This window comes from Streptomyces goshikiensis, from assembly GCF_014650555.1.
Classification (GTDB): Bacteria; Actinomycetota; Actinomycetes; order Streptomycetales; family Streptomycetaceae; genus Streptomyces; species Streptomyces goshikiensis.
In genome coordinates this window covers 516,620-535,164 of sequence record NZ_BMVE01000005.1, presented here as the reverse complement: position 1 = coordinate 535,164, position 18,545 = coordinate 516,620, and the positions used below count along the sequence as shown (strand labels likewise).

The 18,545-nt window shown below is 73.5% G+C and carries 15 protein-coding genes and 1 other RNA gene; 8 read left to right on the top strand and 8 right to left on the bottom strand.

Going from position 1 to position 18,545, the window contains the following annotated elements; all coding sequences use genetic code 11:
* Positions 1–28: 28 nt before the first annotated feature.
* The 3 genes from IE248_RS18650 to IE248_RS18640 form a co-directional block, all read right to left on the bottom strand.
* On the bottom strand, positions 29–1,033 hold the full coding sequence (locus tag IE248_RS18650) for an N-acetylmuramoyl-L-alanine amidase (RefSeq protein ID WP_190031186.1): 1,005 nt from the start codon (positions 1,031–1,033) through the stop codon (positions 29–31).
* A 136-nt stretch (positions 1,034–1,169) separates the two neighbouring features.
* On the bottom strand, positions 1,170–1,817 hold the full coding sequence (locus IE248_RS18645) for a class I SAM-dependent methyltransferase (protein ID WP_008743681.1): 648 nt from the start codon (positions 1,815–1,817) through the stop codon (positions 1,170–1,172).
* Between the two features lie 104 nt (positions 1,818–1,921).
* On the bottom strand, positions 1,922–2,866 hold the full coding sequence (locus tag IE248_RS18640) for a polyprenyl synthetase family protein (RefSeq protein ID WP_073796114.1): 945 nt from the start codon (positions 2,864–2,866) through the stop codon (positions 1,922–1,924).
* Positions 2,867–3,126: 260 nt separating this feature from the next.
* On the opposite strand from IE248_RS18640, the gene IE248_RS18635 reads away from it, so the two are divergent.
* Complete coding sequence (locus IE248_RS18635) at positions 3,127–5,259, top strand: acyl-CoA dehydrogenase family protein (RefSeq protein ID WP_190031185.1); 2,133 nt, start codon at positions 3,127–3,129, stop codon at positions 5,257–5,259.
* Between the two features lie 21 nt (positions 5,260–5,280).
* Positions 5,281–6,468: a lipid-transfer protein gene (locus IE248_RS18630; RefSeq protein ID WP_190031223.1), complete on the top strand. Its 1,188-nt coding sequence runs from the start codon at positions 5,281–5,283 to the stop codon at positions 6,466–6,468.
* A 417-nt stretch (positions 6,469–6,885) separates the two neighbouring features.
* On the opposite strand, the gene IE248_RS18625 is transcribed toward IE248_RS18630, so the two are convergent.
* Positions 6,886–7,245, bottom strand: a complete 360-nt coding sequence (locus tag IE248_RS18625) for a response regulator (RefSeq protein ID WP_229895381.1) — start codon at positions 7,243–7,245, stop codon at positions 6,886–6,888.
* A 232-nt stretch (positions 7,246–7,477) separates the two neighbouring features.
* Between IE248_RS18625 and chsH3 the strand changes: the two genes are divergently transcribed.
* The 3 genes from chsH3 to IE248_RS18610 are packed head-to-tail and all read left to right on the top strand — an operon-like array spanning position 7,478 to position 10,403.
* Positions 7,478–8,332 (top strand): enoyl-CoA hydratase ChsH3, encoded by an 855-nt coding sequence (chsH3, locus tag IE248_RS18620; RefSeq protein WP_100583453.1) that lies wholly within the window; start codon positions 7,478–7,480, stop codon positions 8,330–8,332.
* 32 nt (positions 8,333–8,364) lie between these two features.
* Positions 8,365–9,447, top strand: coding sequence for a Zn-dependent alcohol dehydrogenase (locus IE248_RS18615; protein WP_190031183.1), 1,083 nt, complete (start codon positions 8,365–8,367; stop codon positions 9,445–9,447).
* Between the two features lie 14 nt (positions 9,448–9,461).
* Positions 9,462–10,403 carry a 3-oxoacyl-ACP reductase gene (locus tag IE248_RS18610; RefSeq protein ID WP_073780663.1) on the top strand — a complete coding sequence of 314 codons (942 nt, stop codon included), beginning with the start codon at positions 9,462–9,464 and terminating at the stop codon, positions 10,401–10,403.
* Positions 10,404–10,422: 19 nt separating this feature from the next.
* On the opposite strand, the gene IE248_RS18605 is transcribed toward IE248_RS18610, so the two are convergent.
* A complete protein-coding gene (locus IE248_RS18605) occupies positions 10,423–11,517 on the bottom strand; it encodes a hypothetical protein (protein WP_229895380.1) in 1,095 nt (364 codons plus the stop codon).
* 65 nt (positions 11,518–11,582) lie between these two features.
* On the bottom strand, positions 11,583–13,142 hold the full coding sequence (gene iscB, locus IE248_RS18600) for an RNA-guided endonuclease IscB (protein WP_190031222.1): 1,560 nt from the start codon (positions 13,140–13,142) through the stop codon (positions 11,583–11,585).
* 480 nt (positions 13,143–13,622) lie between these two features.
* Between iscB and IE248_RS18595 the strand changes: the two genes are divergently transcribed.
* Genes IE248_RS18595 through IE248_RS18585 form a run of 3 tightly spaced genes read left to right on the top strand, consistent with a single transcriptional unit; the run spans position 13,623 to position 16,558 of the window.
* Positions 13,623–14,471 carry a Nif3-like dinuclear metal center hexameric protein gene (locus tag IE248_RS18595; protein WP_073796129.1) on the top strand — a complete coding sequence of 283 codons (849 nt, stop codon included), beginning with the start codon at positions 13,623–13,625 and terminating at the stop codon, positions 14,469–14,471.
* 15 nt (positions 14,472–14,486) lie between these two features.
* A complete protein-coding gene (locus IE248_RS18590; RefSeq protein WP_073780659.1) occupies positions 14,487–15,230 on the top strand; it encodes a zinc ribbon domain-containing protein in 744 nt (247 codons plus the stop codon).
* A complete protein-coding gene (locus IE248_RS18585; RefSeq protein WP_190031181.1) occupies positions 15,230–16,558 on the top strand; it encodes a bifunctional RNase H/acid phosphatase in 1,329 nt (442 codons plus the stop codon). The genes IE248_RS18590 and IE248_RS18585 overlap by 1 nt, the downstream gene beginning before the upstream one ends.
* 73 nt (positions 16,559–16,631) lie before the next feature.
* Here the strand turns inward: IE248_RS18585 and rnpB are convergent.
* Positions 16,632–17,033: RNase P RNA component class A (gene rnpB / locus IE248_RS18580), an RNA gene on the bottom strand.
* Positions 17,034–17,093: 60 nt separating this feature from the next.
* Entirely contained in the window at positions 17,094–18,539 is a 1,446-nt protein-coding gene (locus IE248_RS18575; RefSeq protein WP_073796132.1) for an RNB domain-containing ribonuclease, read from the bottom strand.
* Positions 18,540–18,545 lie beyond the last annotated feature (6 nt).

The window sequence follows — 18,545 nt, the reverse complement described above, 5'->3', positions numbered from 1 at the left end:
TCGGGGGCGGCGGGCGGTCCCCGGGGGACTACCCGCCGAGGAACCCGACGATGCCGTTCGTGATGCCTTCCGCGGCCTTCTGCCGCCACTCCGGACTCGTCAGCTGCGCCGCGTCCTTGGCGTCACGCATGTTGCCGCATTCGATGAACACCTTGGGCCGGGTCGACAGATTGAGACCGCCGAGATCGTCCCGGACCACCAACCCGGTGCCGCTGCCCAGGTAGTTGGCCGGGGCGGATCCGGTGCTGCGGGCGAAGTTCCCCGCGATCCGCTCGCCCAGGTCCCGGGAGGGCCCGACGATCTTCGAGGTGTCCGCCGCGCCGCCCTTGACCGTGGCCGGGAGGATGACGTGGAAGCCGCGGTTCCCGGCGGAGACGCCGTCCGCGTGGACGGAGACCACCGCGTCCGCCTTCGCCTCGTTGCCGATCCGGGCCCGCTCGTCGATGCAGGGGCCCCAGGGGCGGTCGGCGTCGTGGGTGAAGACCACCTTGGCGCCCTTGGACTCCAGGAGGGCGCGCGTCCGGCGGGACACGTCGAGGGTGAACTCGGCTTCCATGTAACCCGAGTTGGTGGTGGTGCCGGTGGTGTCGCACTCCTTGCGGTTGGTGCCGATGTCCACCTGCCGGTCGATCTCGGAAGTGTGCTTGAAGTTACCGGTGTTGTGGCCGGGGTCGATGACCACGGTCCGGCCGGCGAGCGGGCCCTTGGCGGGCGCCGCGGGCGCGGAGGTGGAGGCGGAGGCGGAAGCAGAGTCCGGCGCGGCGGGGGAGGGCGTGGCCGTACTGGCCTTCGCGTCCCCGGCGCCGCGGGCGCCGGCCCCCGTCGTGTGGGAGGCGGGCAGCGCCTTGGGCTGCGGCGGCTGTCCGCCGGGGCCGGAGCCGGTCAGGACCTGGGTGAGCACCCACCCGGCCAGCGCGGTCGGGGCCAGGGCGGCCACCGCGACGGCGAGGGTGGAGCGCCGGGCGTACCAGGGCGGGTCCGGGCTGACCGATGCGGCGGACTCGGGGGGCGGGGGGCTGTCGTCGTAGCGCACCTCGCGATGCTAGACCGCCCGTCCGCCGCCGGTCCGGATCGTGGGCCATCCGGGGGCGTGGTGCGATGATCGGATCATGTGCCCGGATGGATGACCGGGCCCCCGGTCCGCGCCGCTGACCGGGGGCGGGCGCCGGTCAGATGCCGGAGCCGGTACGGCGCAGCACCCGGAGCGAGTCGGTGACCGAGATCTCCTCGAAGGCGCCGGAGGCCAGGGCGCGCAGGTAGATCCGGTACGGGGCCTGGCCGCCGTCGGCCGGGTCCGGGAACACGTCGTGGATGACGAGCGTCCCGCCCTCGGCGAGGTGCGGGGCCCAGCCCTCGTAGTCGCCGGTGGCGTGCTCGTCGGTGTGGCCGCCGTCGATGAAGACGAAGCCGAGCGGGCCGCCCCAGGCGGCGGCGACCTGCGGGGAGCGGCCCACGACCGCGATGACGTGGTCTTCCAGACCCGCCTTGTGGAGGGTGCGGCGGAAGGTCGGCAGGGTGTCCATCAGGCCGATCTCCGGGTCCACGACGGTCGGGTCGTGGTACTCCCAGCCCGGCTGCTGCTCCTCGCTGCCGCGGTGGTGGTCGACGGTGATCGCCGGGACCCCGGCCTCGCGGGCCGCGTCGGCGAGCAGGAGGGTGGAGCGCCCGCAGTAGGTGCCGACCTCCAGGAGGGGCAGCCCGAGGGCCGCCGCCGAGACGGCGGCCGCGTACAGGGCGAGGCCCTCGCGTGCCGGCATGAAGCCCTTGGCGGCCTCGAAGGCGGCGAGGGTCTCCGGCTTGGGGGTGGCGGGGGCCATGGGTTCCTCCTGGGCTGCTGGTGGGGGCCATGCTGCCCTACCGCCCGGTAGGCGTCGCGTCCGGGTCCCGGGCCGTCCCCGCGCGTGCTGCCGCGAGGGCGCCGTTACGCGGGGACCGCCACCGCCGGGGCGGGTGCCGGCTCCAGCAGCAGCCGGGCCGAGTCGTCGACGAGGCGGCGCAGGACGCCCGCCTGGATCGCGTCACCGCCGAGTCCGTCCAGAATGCGCAGCGCCTCGCCGCGGAATCCGTCGAGGTCTTCGCGGAACCGGTCGAGAACGGGGCGGTCGAGCAGCAGGCCGGTCAGTTCCGCGCGCGCCCGCGGGCACGCGCGCGCGGCGGTCCGCAGGTTCAGGAGGTGTGCGCGGGATTCCGGTGAGGCGTCGTCGAGCGCGCACGTGAGCAGATAGGTGACGGTGCCGTTGAGAAGGTCTTCGCCCCGGCCGGAGAGAATGTCCTCCTGGTCGTTGAACATCTGCCACAGGATGCCGAAGACATAACCGAACTCGCGCCACCGCGCGATTCTCCCGGGGTGCGCGCCGGACAATATCGCCGCCATTGCCGTGATCATCGAGAACGGGCCGCCGGATTTCCCCCGGTAGGCCGCGATCACCGATTTCCGGGTGGCGTTGTCCGCGTCGGCGCGGATGTCGCGCAGCTGGCCCTCGGTGCCGACGGTCCAGCCGGTGGCGATCTCGGCGGTCAGGGCGCTGTGGACCGGGGCGGGGGCCGGGATCGAGTGGATGATCCGCAGCGGCAGGATCGTGCCGCTGATGACGGAGGCGAGCACCGCCTCGTTCTGGGTGAGCCCGGCGGAGAGCGGTGCGCCGTGGCCGTCGGCGAGGTCGTCGAGAAAGCAGGCCGAGGTCCACCACAGCACGTGCAGGGCGGATATGGGCAGGGCCGGCCGGAGGGTGCCCGTCTCGACGCCGTGCACCAGCATCGGCAGGACGGAGAGCGGATGCCGGAGCCTTTGGTGGCGCAGGAGTTTGACGACCGAGGCCTTGACCGCCTCCGATGCCGGGCCGAGCTGATCGAGAGCGAGTTCCATCTCCGCGTCGATATCCGCGGAGACTTGTCTGTGAAGGTCCACAAATGTCAGGGCGCTCACGTGTCGACTTCCATTCCGAGAGTGAATTGCCGGCGACGGTGCGTCACCGATTCGATCATTCTGCATGAACGGGAGCTAGAGCGATTTTCGGCCATGTCCGGAAACGTCGCGAGTGATCTGACCTTCCGTCAGAATGGAACGTGTTCTAGTCTGACCGGCGACCAGGGGGCACGGACACCGAGAAGGCGACAGGGATCCGTATGGGCATCGGCATCACGCAGGAGCAACGGGAACTGGCCGACGCGGTACGCGGCTGGCTGGCGCGGACCGTACCTCCCGAGGAGGTGCGCAAACTGCTCGACGCCCCGCCACGGACCGGAACCCGCCCCGCCTACTGGGACGCGCTCACCGAATCCGGACTGCTCACCCCGCACCTGGACGGCGGCACCCTCCTCGACCTCGCCGTGGTGGTCGAGGAAGCCGCCCGGGCGGCGCTGCCCGGCGGGTACCTGCCGAGCGCGCTGGCCTCCGTACTGCTGGACCGGGCCGGGGCGCCGCCGCTCGACGGGCGCACCGCGGCGGTGGCCCTCGGGCCCGGCGGCATGACCGCCGTCGCCGTCGAAGGCGGCGGACACCTCCTCGACGGCGCCGCGCCGCCCGTGCTCGGCGCCGGGGAGGCCGACCTCGTGCTCCTCGCCGCCGAAGCCGCGCACGGCACCCGCTGGTTCGCCGTGGACGCCGCCGCGCTGGACATCCGCACCCACGAGAGCGCCGACCCGACCCGCCCCACCGCCGAGGTGCGGGCCCGCGGCGTCACCGTCGCACCCGGCCGGCTCCTCGCACTGGACGCCGCCCTGGTACGGGACCTGGCCTGCGCCCTCTTCGCCGCCGACGCCTGCGGCACCGCCGCCCGCGCGCTGCACACCGCCGCCGAACACGCCAAGGTGCGCGAGCAGTTCGGCCGGCCCATCGGACGCTTCCAGGGCGTCAAACACCTCTGCGCCGACATGCTCGTCCGCCTCGAACAGGCCCGGGCGCTCGCCTGGGACGCCGCGAACGGCATGGACGAGACCCCCGACGTCCGCTCGCTCGTCGCCGCCCTCGCCGCCGGCACCGCACTCGACGCCGCCTACTCCTGCGCCAAGGACTGCATCCAGATCCTCGGCGGCATCGGCTTCACCTGGGAACACGACGCCCACATCCTGCTGCGCCGGGCCCTCGTCGCACGCCAGCTCCTCGGCCCCGGCGACGGACACCGGCTGCGCGCCGTCCGGCTCGCGGCGGCCGGCGCCCGCCGCGAACTCCGGCTCGAACTCCCCGCGCACGCCGAGACCCACCGGGCCAAGGCCCGCGCCGCCGCCGAGGACGCCCGGGGCCTCGACCCGGCCGCCGCCCGCCGGATCCTCGCCCCGACCGGATACGCGGCCCCCTACCTCCCGCCCCCGTACGGCCTCGGCGCGGACCCCGCCGAACAGCTCGTCATCCAGCAGGAGCTGCGCGCCGCCGGGGTCAGGATCGCCGACCTCGGGATCGCCACCTGGGTAATCCCCTCGCTGCTCGCCTACGGCACCCCGGCACAGCAGGAGGCGTACGTACTCCCCACCCTGCGCGGAGAACTGACCTGGTGCCAGCTCTTCTCCGAGCCCGACGCGGGCTCCGACCTGGCCTCGCTGCGCACCCGCGCCGAGCGCACAGAGGAGGGCGGCTGGCTGGTCAACGGACAGAAGGTGTGGACGAGTTCCGCGCACACCGCCGACTTCGGGATCCTGCTCGCCCGCACCGACCCGGCCGCGCCCAAGCACAAGGGCCTCGGCTACTTCGTCGTCGACATGAAGCGGACCCCCGGGATCGACATCCGGCCGCTGAAGGAGATCACCGGCGAGGCCCTCTTCAACGAGGTGTACTTCGACGACGTCCCGCTCCCGGCGGACGCGCTGGTCGGCGCCGCCGACGGCGGCTGGCAGGTCGCGCGCAACACCCTCGGCAACGAACGCGTCCACATGGCCGACCAGATGACCTTCGACACGGGGCTGGAGGCGCTGATCGCCCGCTCCGCCGACCTGGACGGGGCCGGGCGCGCGCGGATCGGGGCGCTGGCCGCCGAGGCGCACGCGCTGGCCTGCATCGGGCTGCGCACCACGCTCTCGCAGGTGTCGGGACTGGAGCCGGGCGCGGGCGCCTCCGTCCGCAAGCTCGTACAGACCCCGCACCAGCAGCGGACCGCGGAACTCGCGCTCGAACTGCTGGGCCCGGCGGGCGCGGTACGGGAGGGGGTGGGGGAGCGGGCGGTGCACGGGATGCTCATGTCCCGCTGCCTGACCATCGCCGGAGGCACCACCCAGGTCCAGCTGAACGTCGTCGCCGAGCGGATCCTCGGCCTTCCCAGGGACTAGGAGTCATCAGGCATGAAGGGCATGAAGTCGTACGTCGTCGGTGTCGGCATGACGAAGTTCGAGAAGCCGGAATCGCGGGACTGGCAGTACTGGGACATGGCCAGGGAGGCCGGGGGTGCGGCGCTGGCCGACGCGGGCATCACCTACGACCAGGTCGAGCAGGTGCCGGTGGGGTACTGCTTCCAGGCGTCCACGGCCGGGCAGCGGGCGGCGTACGAACTGGGGCTGTCCGGGGTTCCCGTCTACAACGTGAACAACAACTGTGCGACGGGCTCGACGGCGCTGATGATGGCGCGGCAGTTCGTGGAGGGCGGGATCAGCGACTGCGTGCTCGCGCTGGGCTTCGAGAAGATGAAGCGGGGTGCGCTGGGGGGCGGCGCCGACGGCGGCGACTTCAAGACCTCCCCGGTCGCCCGGCACTACGGGATCATGGCCGCCGGACACGGCTTCGAGATGTCGCCGCCGACCGCGCAGATCTTCGGGAACGCGGCCCGGGAGCACATGGAGCGGTACGGGACGACGGCCGCGCAGCTGGCGATGGTGGGCGCGAAGAACCACCGGCACTCGGCGAACAACCCGAACGCGCAGTTCCAGGACGTGTACACGGTGGAGGAGATCCTGGCGGCGAAGGAGATCCACGCCCCGCTCACCAAGCTCCAGTGCTCGCCGACCTCGGACGGGGCGGCCGCGGCGGTGGTGGTGTCGGAGCGGTTCGTGGTCCGGCACGGGCTGCACGACAAGGCGGTCGAGATCGTCGGGCAGGCGATGACGACGGACACGGCGGCCTCCTTCGACTCCGGCTCCTGCATCGACGTGGTCGGCAAGCCGATGACGGCGGCGGCGGCGCGGGCCGTTTTCTCGGCGTCGGGGCTGGGCATCGAGGACGTCGACGTGATCGAGCTGCACGACTGCTTCTCGATCAACGAGCTGCTGACGTACGAGGCGTTGGGGATGTGCGGGGAGGGGGCGTCGGGGAAGCTGGTGGAGAGCGGGGCCACGACGTACGGCGGGCGGTGGGTGGTCAACCCCTCGGGCGGGCTCATCTCGAAGGGGCACCCGCTGGGGGCGACGGGGCTGGCGCAGACGGCCGAGCTGACGTGGCAGCTGCGGGGGGAGGCGGGGCCGCGGCAGGTCCCGAACGCGAGGGTTGCCCTGGCCCACAACATAGGCCTCGGCGGCGCGGCCGTAGTAACCCTCCTCCACCGCTAGCCTCCCGGCTCCTCCGGCCGCCGCCTGGCCGGCGCACCTCAGCCCGGCCGGCACGCTCCAGCCCCGCCGGCACCACCTCCAGCCCGGCCGGCGCACCCAGCCCAGCCGGCGCCGCCTCCAGCCCCGCCGGGGCGCGATCCAGCCTCGCCGGCGTTTGAGGCGCGGGTCTGGGCGGAGCCCAGGTGGGGGTCCCCCCGGACGAAGTCTGGGGGAGGTGGAAGGGCGGGGCGGGGAGATAGCCCGCGCAGCGACCGGCCGTGGGTGCGCGCGGCGCCGCTGCCGGGGGTCGGCCCCCGGACCCCCGTGCCTCAAACGCCGGCGGGGCTGGAGGTGGCGGAGGTGTCGGGGGTCGGCCCCCGGGCCCTGCGCCTCAAGCGCCGGCGGGGCTGGAGGTGCGCCGGCGGGGGCGGTGGGGTGTCAGGGGGTGGTGAGGGAGGGGTCGGTGGCTGGTTCGCCGCGGGCGGCCCGGCGAATGGCATCGGCCAGGTCCTCGATCGGCCCGTCGCGCAGCACCAGGCCCGCCGCGCCCGCGGCGACCGCCGCCTGCGCGAGGCCCGGGTGCGCCGAGCCCGTCATCAGCAGGACCCGGCATTCCGGGTCGTCCGCCAGGACCTCCCCGACCTCCGCGAGCTCCTCGACCAGGGCCACCGCCGGCCGGGCCATTGAGGAGGGCACCACCTCCAGGTCCGGCTGGAGTCCGAGACGTACCGCCAGCGGCGGGTTCGGCGGGTGCAGCAGTACCCGAAGGGATCGGGCGGTACGGTGCGTAACGGGCATTTCATCCACCCCGCCAGGGTAGGCCCCCGCGCCCCCCACGGCCCGATCTGACGTGAAGTCAGCAGTCCGTCCGGCTGTCTTCCCAAGTGCTGGGGCGTGCGTTATACATGCCTTCACCGGCCCAACCTAGAACGCGTTCTAGAAGGCGGGCCGGTTCCGCAGACGACCTCGGTGTGGCCGACGGTGCGGACGGCCGCACCGAGGTCTTCCAAGACAAGGAGCCGCATCCTCAATGCCGATCGATGCCGCCAAGGCCCTCGCCGCCGCCCCCCGCCAAGGGGACATCGCCTGGGACCACAAGGACATCCAGCTCTACCACCTCGGCCTCGGCGCGGGCCTGCCCGCCACCGACCCCGACGAGCTGCGCTACACCCTGGAGTCCAAGCTCCACGTCCTCCCCAGCTTCGCGACCGTCGCCGGCGCCGGCATGGCCATGCTCGGCGGCCTCGCCGCCCCCGGGATCGACGTGAACCTCGCCGCCGTCCTGCACGGCGGCCAGTCCATCGAGCTGCACCGCCCCATCCCCGTCAAGGGCCGGGCCACCTCCTCCGCCAAGGTCGCCGCCGTCTACGACAAGGGCAAGGCGGCCGTCATCGTGCTCCGCACCGAGGTCGCGGACCCCGACGGGCCGCTGTGGACCTCCGACGCGCAGATCTTCGTCAAGGGGGAGGGCGGCTTCGGCGGCGAACGCGGGCCCTCCGTGCGGAACGAGCTGCCCCAGCGCGCCCCCGACCGGGTCGAGGAACGCCACATCCGCGAGGAGCAGGCCCTGCTCTACCGCCTCTCCGGCGACTGGAACCCGCTCCACGCCGACCCCGAGTTCGCCAAGCTCGCGGGCTTCGACCGGCCCATCCTGCACGGCCTGTGCTCGTACGGCATGACCCTCAAGGCCGTCGTCGACACGGCGCTCGGCGGGGACGTCTCCCGCGTCCGCGCCTACCGCACCCGCTTCGCCGGGATCGTCTTCCCCGGCGAGACCCTGCGCGTGCGGATGTGGCAGGAGCCCGGCCGCGTACAGGTCTCGGTGACCGCCGTCGAGCGGGACGACGCGCCGGTCCTCGCCGACACCGTCGTCGAACACGCGTAACCCCAGCAGCCACGGAGACAAGGAGCCGCACCGTGCGCGCAGCACTGCAGAGCGAGATAGGCCAGGACAAGCTAGAGGTCGTCGAGGACATGGAGGCCGTGGGCTTCGGCCCCGGCAAGGTCAGGATCCGCATCAGGGCCACCGGCCTGTGCCACTCCGACCTCTCCGCGATGAGCGGCGTACTGCCGCAGCCCGCCCCCTTCATCCCAGGCCACGAGGGCTCCGGCGAGATCGTGGACGTCGGCGACGGGGTCACCACCCACCGGATCGGCGACCGGGTCCTCGTCTGCTGGCTGCCGCCGTGCGGACACTGCCCCGCCTGCAAGCGCGGCCAGGGCCACCTGTGCCTGGAGGCCTTCGGGAACGTGGCCACCCCCAACTTCCGCCGCACCGGAACCGGCACCGACATCTTCGGCTTCGCCGGCACCGGCACCTTCGCCGAGGAGATGGTGGTCCCGGCGGCCTGCGCCGTCCCCATCCCCGACGACCTCCCCTACGACATCGCCGCCCTGATCGGCTGCGGGGTCACCACCGGACTCGGCGCGGCCATCAACACCGCCCAGGTGGAGACCGGTTCCTCCGTCGCCGTCATCGGCTGCGGCGGCGTCGGCATCTCCGTCATCCAGGGCGCCAAGGTCCGGGGCGCCGCGCAGATCATCGCCGTCGACCCGGTCGCCTCCCGGCGCGAGGCGGCCCTGCGCTTCGGTGCCACCGAGGCCGTCGCGCCCGAGGACTTCGCCGACGCCAAGAACCGGATCACCGCGGGCGAGGGCTTCGACTACGTCTTCGAGGTCGTCGGCAAGTCCGCGACCACCCAGACCGCGTACGAGATGACCCGGCGCGGCGGCTCGGTGGTCGTGGTCGGCGCGGGCGCGCTCGACGACAACTACTCGATCAACATGTTCTCGCTGTTCTTCGACGAGAAGAAGATCCTGCCGTCGATGTACGGGGGCGGCGACGTACTGCGCTCCTACGAGCGCACCATCGCCCTCTGGCGGGCCGGCCGGGTGGACCTGGCGGGCCTGATCACCCACCGGGTGCACCTCGCCGAGATCAACGACGCCCTCGACCAGATGCGTACGGGCGTCGCCCTGCGCACCTGCATCGAACTCTGAGAGGAATCCGGTAGATGTCACTGCCACTTGAGGGGCTCAGCGCCATCGTCACGGGCGCGGGCCGCGGCCTCGGCCGGGCCGAGGCGGTCGAACTCGCGAGGCTCGGTGCGAGCGTGGTCGTCAACGACTTCGGCCAGAGCGGCCGCGACGGCTCCGGGGAGGCCTCGGCCGCCCCGGCCGAGGAGGTCGCCGAGGAGATCCGCGCCGCGGGCGGGCAGGCGGTGGCGCACCTCGGTGACGTGGCCGACTTCGAGCAGGCGCGGGAGCTGGTCGCTCTGGCCGTCTCCCGCTTCGGCAAGCTGGACGTCCTGGTCAACAACGCGGGCATCCTGCGCGACCGGATGGTCTTCTCCATGTCGGAGGAGGAATGGGACTCGGTCATCCGGGTCCACCTCAAGGGCCACTTCAACACCACGCACTTCGCCTCCGCGCACTGGCGGGAGCGCTCCAAGGCGGCGGGCGGCCCGGTCTACGGCCGGATCGTCAACACCTCCTCGGAAGCCTTCCTCGGCGGTTCGGCCGGCCAGCCGAACTACGCGGCGGCCAAGGGCGGCATCGTCGGCCTCACCACCTCCACCGCCCTCGCGCTCGCCAAGTACGGGGTGACGGCGAACGCCATCTGCCCGCGCGCCCGCACCCGGATGACCGAGGACGTCTTCGCCGGATTCCAGGTCCCCGAGGAGGGCAAGCTCGACGCCCTCGCCCCCGAGCACGTCGCCCCGCTGGTCGGCTACCTGGCCTCCCCGGCCGCGGCCGGGGCCAACGGACAGCTGTTCGTCGTGCACGGCGGGATCGTGGTCGTCATGGAACGCCCCAGGGTGGCGGCCAAGTTCGACACCGCCAAGGAGGCCTTCTCCTACGAAGAACTCGACGGGCTGCTCACCCCGCACTACGCGTCCCGCCCGGCCGGAGAGACCTTCGCCGCGGCGGAGGTGCTGGGCCTCAAGCACGACTAGCCGGCCCCCGCCGCCCCCGTCACCGCAGCGGGGCCTGCTGGAGCGGGATCGGCCGCGGCGCGGCCGGCGCGGCCGGCGGGGGCGGGGGCGGGTCGAGCCGGACCGGGGGCGTCGGGGCCGACGGCATCCCCAGGGTCATGAGGCCGCACGGCACGTCGGCGGTGGCGTACGGGAGGTGCAGCCGCCCCTCCCGCGTCCACAGGCCCGTACCCCCGAGCCAGCCGACCGGCGCGGGCAGCCGGAAGACGAGCCGGTCGGCGGGACGCCACAGCCCGAGGCCGCCGTCCTCCAGCCGCAGCGCGACCGCGCAGGTCTCGGGCATCAGGGCCTGCCCCGGCTGCACCGCGAACGGCGAGGCCACCGCGCCCCGCAGGCACTCGGGGAAGCGGACCGGCAGCGAACTGCCCAGCACCCCCCAGCCGATCCGCGGTTCGCCCGGGGCGTCCGAGCCGATCAGCAGCAGCCCGCTGTCGGGGTCGGCCAGCAGCAGCCGGTCGTCGCTGGCCTCCGCGATCTGGAGCAGCGCGGAGACCTCGCCGCCCCGGCCCAGATCCACCGCGACGGCCTTGGTGCGCCCGTCGAGTTCGCGGTCCAGGGCCAGCAGCCGGCCCGTCCGGTCCAGCCAGACCCCGCCGGAGCAGCGGCCGGGGATCAGGGCGACCCGCTCGGGCCCGAAGCCGCCCCCGGTGATCCGCCAGACGGTGCTCACCCGCGCACCCACCGCCAGGGCGAACGCCCCGCGCCCGTCCGGGGACGGCGGCAGCAGGCGGACCCGTACCTCCGTACCGTCCGCCCCCTCCGGGTCGACCGTGCCCAGCGGCAGTTCCCCGGTCCGCGGCCCGGTGGCGGCACTGCCGCCGCCCGTCGGATACAGCAGGGCGAACGCGTGCCGCTCCGCCACCCGGCGGTGGATCAGCACCCGCCCGTCGGCCAGCGGCAGCACCTCGCTGTCCGCCTCCTCGGGCTGCGCGAGCGGCAACGGCACCGCGTACGGCTCGGGCCCGGCCAGGGTCCAGCGCTCCGGATAGCGCGCCTCGCCGTCCCCGGCCAGCCGGGCCGCGTAGGACCCGTCCGCGGCGATGGTGAACGGGGCCGTCGCGGTCAACGTGGTCATCGAGCACCTTTCATGCGTCGGACAACCGCCTTCGAAGGGCGGGGACGAGCCGGGGTCGACCACGCCTAGGGCCTGGGTACGAGGTACCCGGGCCGTCCTTCGGAGGTGGCCTGGTAGGCGTATCCGTCGGCTCGTTGGAGGAGTCGAAAACGTGTGTGGCGGGCGGTGAACAACCCGGACTGGGTGCGGACAGCGAACGAGCCACTGGCCCGCACGGCGACCCGCCCGGTGTGGGTGCCGGCGTTCTTGCCGTCGGGGACGCAGGCGCGGACCAGATCACCGGTCATGAAACCGAAGAATCGCTTCCGCCTGGGCAGGCGCAGGCGGGGGAACCCGTACGCGTCGCTGCGGGTCCGGGCATGTGTGCCACGCCCGGTGCACCCGGCGATCAGTACACGGTTGACGGTCTCGGTCACCGCGCCCAACTCCCCCACGGCGAGGGCGTCAAGGGTGTGGGTCTTCGGCAGATGGTTGCGGATCCGGTTCCACCTGGTCCGGCCGCCGGAGGCGCCATGGGTGGGCAGCCGGGCCTCCAAGGCCCGCCGCAACGCCCAGCGCGTGGCATTGACGGCCGCGGCGTCCCTCAACGGAACTTTGGCCTGCGCGAGGATCCGAGCGGCTCGGGTCTTGGCACGGGCGAATTCCTCCACGGGCCGGTTCGTCTTTTCCTGGTTGCAGGGAACGCAAGCCAGGACGAGGTTGGAAACGCGGTCGGAGCCGCCCCTGGACGTGGGCCGGACGTGGTCGACGTTCAGCGGAGCACCAGTGGCGCCGCAGTAGCCGCATGCCCGCTTCCACTTGGTGCGGAGGTACTCCCGGACCTCCGTGCCGTGCAAGGTGCCGTGCTGGTACTCGGCGCCTTCCAGAGGGCCGCCGGAGCTGATGGCGTGGGTGTCGAACGCCACGCTTTCCACATGCACCGCTGTGACGGGCGCCCAGCGGGCCAGGCGGTCCACCCACGCGACCGTGGTGTCGACACGATGTCGCAGGGACGGCGCGAGCCAGCCCTCGCGGCGCGCTCGGTTGTCGTGGCGCGGCGCACGGTAGCGGAGGTTCCGAGTGCGTCGACCACGCCGGAAATCCGACTTCTGCTGCAATTTCCTGCGGATCTGCGCGCCGCGGTGGTCGAGCCGTACGGCGAACCGGCCGCGCCGCTCCCCACCGGTGGCGGTGAACACCGCGATGCCCGTATGCCGCGAACCGGGGTCGATGCCCAGTTCAACCCCCTCCACCGTCGATTCGGCGATCGTGCGGTCCTTGAGGCGGATGACGAACGGCGTGTGGCGGGCCACGACCGCCCGGCCCTTGCCCAGGATTTTCCGGGCTCTGGCCGGGTGGCACGGCTGCAGCGGGGCCCCGTGCCGGTCGAGGACGAATACGGATGGGTGCCGCTCACGCGGCGTCTCCCCGGCCTCTGCGGGCCGGAAGGTGTCGCCGTCTGCGGCAGGTGAACCGCCGACGGTCTCCTCTCGCACATGTTCTCCGCTCGGGGCCACAGGTGGGACGTGGCGTCCGCGGGCCGTTTCGTGCCCGATCCGGGGCGTGTCTGCTCCCGCGGATTCCAGAGCGCGCCGCTGAGGAGGCACGGCGCGGTGGATCTGCTGTCCTGCGGAAAACGTAGCCATCGGTGGGTCTACCTCCCTGAACGTGATGGCTGGTGCTGGTAGCGGCGGCCCGTGACCCATCGGGCTCGACCCGGTGTGTCAGGGGGATCTCGATACCCGTGCGTCACCTCCGGGGAGGAAGCTAGTTTTCGCACTTCCGGCGAACAACACGACCAACCGTGCTTCACACATACGGGTGTCCGGGCGTGGGTTCGGCTGTGGGGGGCGGCGCGATTGTGCTGTGCGATATGGGGTGTTTCGGGGCGGGGGCCGGTTGGGCCCTCGCGCGGGGCGGCGAGGAGGCCGCGGGCCGCCTCGCGATCCTCGACGACTCCGGCGGCCCGCGCCCGGCGAACCGGCAGGTGGAGGCCGTCGGCGAGGCCCGGGCGGCGTGGGCGGCTTCCTCTTCGGCCGGCCCCGGTCCCGCGCGCCGCGGCCGCCCGTCCGTACCCCCGGCCAGGGGATCGGCGGGCGGGTCGCGACGGACGGTAGCCTTGGCCCGTGCCCCGTCTCTCTGAAGTCATCGCCGCGCTGGACGCCCTCTGGCCCCCCTCCCGGGCCGAGCAGTGGGACGCCGTCGGAACCGTCTGCGGCGATCCCGACGCCGAGGTCTCCCGGGTCCTCTTCGCCGTGGACCCCGTCCAGGAGATCGTCGACGAGGCGGTGAAGCTGGAAGCCGACCTGATCGTCACCCACCACCCCCTCTACCTGCGCGGAACCACCACCGTCGAGGCCGGCACCTTCAAGGGCCGCGTCGTGCACACGCTGATCAAGAACGACATCGCGCTGCACGTCGCCCACACCAACGCCGACACCGCCGACCCCGGGGTCTCCGACGCCCTCGCCGGCGCCCTGGACCTGCGCGTCACCGGCCCGCTCGTGCCCGACCCGAGCGACCCCGCCGGCCGCCGCGGCCTCGGCCGGATCTGCGAGCTCGACCACCCCGAGACCCTGCGCGAGTTCGCCGCCCGCGCCGCCGCCCGGCTCCCGCGCACCGCGCAGGGCATCCGTGCGGCCGGCGACCCGGACGCCCTCATCCGCACCGTCGCCGTCAGCGGCGGCTCCGGCGACAGCCTCTTCGCCGAGGTCCGCGCGGCCGGCGTGGACGCCTTCCTCACCTCCGACCTGCGCCACCACCCCGTGTCCGAGGCGCGCGGGACGAGCCCGCTCGCCCTCGTCGACGCCGCCCACTGGGCCACCGAGTGGCCCTGGTGCGAGCAGGCCGCCGCGCAGCTCGACGCGATCTCCGAGCGCCACGGCTGGGGTCTGCGCACCCACGTCTCGCGCACGGTCACCGACCCGTGGACGGCGCACGCGCCGTCCGACGTTCCTTCCTCTCCCTCTATCTAACTCAGGAGCCCCCAACTGAACGCCGAGCCCGCCGACCAGATCCGACTTCTCGACGTCCAGGCCCTGGACGTCCGGCTGTCTCAGCTCGCCCACAAGCGCAAGTCGCTGCCGGAGCACGCCGAGGTCGACTCCCTGACCAAGGACCTCACCCAGCAGCGCGACCTGCTCGTCGCCGCCCAGACCCAGGCGAGCGACGCCGCCCGCGAGCAGACCAAGGCCGAGCAGGACGTCGACCAGGTGCGCCAGCGCGCGGCCCGCGACCAGCAGCGGCTCGACTCCGGCGCCGGCATCTCGGCCCGTGACCTGGCGAACCTCCAGAGCGAGGTCGTCTCCCTCGCCAAGCGCCAGGGTGACCTGGAGGACGTGGTCCTGGAGGTCATGGAGCGCCTGGAGGCCGCGCAGGAGCGGGTCACCGAGCTCACCGAGCGCGTCTCCGCCCTGGAGGCCAAGCTGACGGACGCCACCGCGCGCCGTGACGCCGCCACCAACGAGATCGACACCGACGTGGCCAAGATCGCCAAGGACCGGGAGCTGATCGTGGCCTCCGTCCCGGCCGACCTGATCGCCCTGTACGAGAAGATCCGCGTCAAGCAGGGCGGCGTCGGCGCCGCGCGCCTGTACCAGCGCCGCTGCGAGGGCTGCCGCCTGGAGCTCGACATGGCCGAGGTCAACGAGATCAAGGCCGCCAAGCGCGACCAGGTCGTGCGTCACGAGAACTGCGGCCGCATCCTGGTCCGTACGGCGGACTCGGGCATCTGATGCAGAGGCCCCTCCGGTTCGTCGTGGAGGCGGACGGCGGTTCCCGGGGCAACCCGGGGCCCGCCGGCTACGGCTCGGTCGTCCTCGACCCGGCGACGGGCGAGACGCTGGCCGAGCGCGCCGAGTACATCGGCGTCGCGACGAACAACGTGGCCGAGTACAAGGGGCTGATCGCGGGCCTCAAGGCCGCCCGCGAGCTGGCCCCGGACGCGCAGGTCCTCGTCCGCATGGACTCCAAGCTCGTCGTCGAGCAGATGTCGGGCCGCTGGAAGATCAAGCACCCGGACATGAAGCCGCTCGCGGCGGAGGCCGCGACGGTCCTGCCGCGCTCGCAGGTGACGTACCAGTGGATCCCGCGCGAGCAGAACAAGCACGCGGACCGGCTCGCCAACGAGGCGATGGACGCGGGCAAGCACGGCAGGCAGTGGGAGCCCTCCGCCTCCACGGCGGTCTTCGACCGGGGCGCCGCGCGCGCCCTGGCGACCCCGCCGGCCGCGGGCCCCCCGGGAGACGCCGCGGCGGGTGCCGCGGCCGTACGGGCCGCCCTCGCCTCGGCCTCCGGTACGACGGCGAGTGCGGCGGCGTCCGCCCCCGCCGAGGCCGACACCCTGTTCGCGGCCGAGGGTTCCGGCGCGCCGGAACCCGCTCCGGCCGCTGCCCCCGGCACGACGGCGGCACCCGCGAGCGGCTGGGGACCCGACATGGGAACCCCCGCCACCTTCGTGCTGCTGCGTCACGGGGAGACCGCCCTCACCCCGCAGAAGCGCTTCTCCGGCAGCGGCGGCACCGACCCGGAGCTGTCCCCGGCCGGCCGCCGCCAGGCGGCCGCCGTCGCCGAGGCGCTGGCCGCGCGCGGCACCGTCCAGGCGGTGGTCAGCTCCCCGCTGCGGCGCTGCCGCGAGACCGCCCAGGCCGTCGCGGACCGCCTCGGGCTGGCGGTGGTGGTCGAAGACGGGCTGCGCGAGACGGACTTCGGCGCCTGGGAAGGGCTCACCTTCGGCGAGGTGCGGGAGCGCTTCCCGGACGACCTGCAGGCCTGGCTGGACTCCCCGAAGGCGGCGCCCACGGGCGGCGGCGAGAGCTTCAGCGCCGTCACCCGGCGGGTCTCGGCCACCCGTGACCGGCTGCTGGCCGCGTACGCGGGCCGCACGGTGCTGGTGGTCACCCACGTGACCCCGGTCAAGACGCTGGTCCGGCTCGCCCTGGGCGCCCCGCCGGAGTCCCTGTTCCGCATGGAACTCTCCGCGGCCTCCCTGTCGGCGGTGGCCTACTACGCCGACGGCAACGCCTCGGTCCGGCTGCTGAACGACACCTCGCACCTGCGCTAGGCCCCGGGCCCGCCCCCGGACGCAAGGAACCCCCGCCACATGTGGCGGGGGTCCTTCGCAGTCGTGAGGACGACAGACGAGCCGGCCTGTACGCCGGGTTCTGTCTCCCGATGACCTCGCGGTCGCCGGGGAGACGGCCATCCATCTAGGACCGGTGTTGCCACCGGCCTCGTGCGGTCTACCCGCGAACTCGGGCGGGCAGCCCTCAAGCGTTCGCGCAGGGCGGTCCGAAGACCACCCCTCTTGACCTTGCTCCGGGTGGGGTTTACCTAGCCGCCTGAGTCACCTCAGGCGCTGGTGGTCTCTTACACCACCGTTTCACCCTTACCAGGGGCCGAAGCCCCGGGCGGTCTGTTTTCTGTGGCACTGTCCCGCGGGTCACCCCGGGTGGGCGTTACCCACCACCCCGCCCTGTGGAGCCCGGACGTTCCTCGGCGGGACCTCGCGGTCCCGACGCGGCCGCCCGGCCGACTCGTCTGTCGTGGCGACCATGCTACCGGCTGCGCCGTCGCGGCTTGACCTTGACGCAGGCGGCTCACGCCGGGGCGAAGAGGATCTTCGCGAGCCCCGGGTCCGCCCGGGTCAGACGGACCCGGATCCGGTCGCCCAGCGGCAGCGGGCGCGAGGGCGACTCGACGCGGCCGACCACCGCCGGCTCCTCCAGGTGGACCGTGCCGACCAGCGGCTCGTGGTCCAGGACGTCGATCACCGTGGCCTCGAAGGTCTCCCCGACGCGGTCCTTGAGCACGGCCGCCTCGACGAGGTCCACGGACTCCCGCTCGGCCGAGTTCGCCAGCCGGGTGCCCTCCGCCATCCGCTGAGGCAGCGCGTCCAGCGCCGCGACCGCCCACTCCGGGGGCGCCGCCCCGGCCACCGCCGCCACGCACAGCTCACCCGTGTAGCGGTCGACGAGCCTGCGCAGCGGGGCGGTGCAGTGCGCGTACGGGGCCGCCACGGCCGCGTGCAGGGCGGGCGAGGGCAGGTGGCCGCCGCTGAACACCGTGTACCCGGCGCCGCGCAGCAGGGCCGTGCACTCCTGGAGGAACGCGGCGTGCGCGGGGACGTGCGGGTCGAGGGAGCGGACGAGTTCGGCGTACGGCACGTGGTGCGGCCAGTCGATCCGCAGGGCCGTCGCGGTGCGCCGCAGCCGGCCGACCGCGCCGTCGGGGGCGGTGGGGAGGGTGCGCAGGATCCCGGTGCCGGCGGCCAGCATCAGATCGGCGGCCGCCATGCCGGTCATCAGGGAGATCTGGGCGTTCCAGCCGTCGGCGGGGAGCGGGGCCCGGTAGACGAGGCTGTACGAGCCCTCGTGCTCGACGACCTCCTGCTCGGGCACGTTCAGCGAGATGCCGCCGCGTTCGCGTTCCAGGGTCTCGCGCAGCCGGCCGATGTCCTTGAGGAGGGCCAGCGGCTCTTCGGCGGTGCCCGCGTCGATGGCCTTCTGTACGCCCTCGTAGTCGAGCTTGGCCCGGCTGCGGACCAGGGCCCGGCGGACGTCGGCGGTCTCGACGCGGCCCTCGCGGTCCAGGTCGAGCCGCCACAGCAGGGCCGGGCGGGTCTGGTCCGGCAGCAGGCTGGCCGCGCCCTCCGAGAGCGGCGCCGGGTGCAGCGGGACCTTCACGTCGGGGAAGTAGAGGCTGGTGACGCGCCGGTGGGCCTCGGCGTCGAGGGCGCCGCCGGGGGTGACGAAGGCGGCGACGTCGGCGATGGCGTAGTGCACGCGGTAGCCGCCGCCCGCCGGGCGCTTCGCCAGGTGCATCGCCTGGTCCAGGTCGCGGGAGGCCGGCGGGTCGATCGTGAACAGGGGGATGCCGGTCGCGTCGAGTTCCGGAAGCCGGGGCTCGCGCGCCGCCCGCTCGGCCTCGGCGAGCACCGGGGCCGGGAACTCGGCCGGCAGGTGCAGTCTCGTCCGCAGTTCACGCAGCGCGGCCCGCAGGGCAGCCCCTTCTGCGCCGGTCATGTGGATGTGGCGGCGTGGCATGGATCG

Coding starts and splice junctions, on each gene's coding strand:
- IE248_RS18645 (WP_008743681.1), bottom strand. CDS start 1,817: ATGGCCCCCGCCACCCCCAAGCCGGAGACCCTCGCCGCCTTCGAGGCC.
- IE248_RS18640 (WP_073796114.1), bottom strand. CDS start 2,866: ATGGAACTCGCTCTCGATCAGCTCGGCCCGGCATCGGAGGCGGTCAAG.
- IE248_RS18635 (WP_190031185.1), top strand. CDS start 3,127: ATGGGCATCGGCATCACGCAGGAGCAACGGGAACTGGCCGACGCGGTA.
- IE248_RS18630 (WP_190031223.1), top strand. CDS start 5,281: ATGAAGTCGTACGTCGTCGGTGTCGGCATGACGAAGTTCGAGAAGCCG.
- IE248_RS18625 (WP_229895381.1), bottom strand. CDS start 7,245: ATGCCCGTTACGCACCGTACCGCCCGATCCCTTCGGGTACTGCTGCAC.
- chsH3 (WP_100583453.1), top strand. CDS start 7,478: ATGCCGATCGATGCCGCCAAGGCCCTCGCCGCCGCCCCCCGCCAAGGG.
- IE248_RS18610 (WP_073780663.1), top strand. CDS start 9,462: ATGTCACTGCCACTTGAGGGGCTCAGCGCCATCGTCACGGGCGCGGGC.
- IE248_RS18605 (WP_229895380.1), bottom strand. CDS start 11,517: ATGACCACGTTGACCGCGACGGCCCCGTTCACCATCGCCGCGGACGGG.
- iscB (WP_190031222.1), bottom strand. CDS start 13,142: ATGGCTACGTTTTCCGCAGGACAGCAGATCCACCGCGCCGTGCCTCCT.
- IE248_RS18585 (WP_190031181.1), top strand. CDS start 15,230: ATGCAGAGGCCCCTCCGGTTCGTCGTGGAGGCGGACGGCGGTTCCCGG.
- IE248_RS18575 (WP_073796132.1), bottom strand. CDS start 18,539: ATGCCACGCCGCCACATCCACATGACCGGCGCAGAAGGGGCTGCCCTG.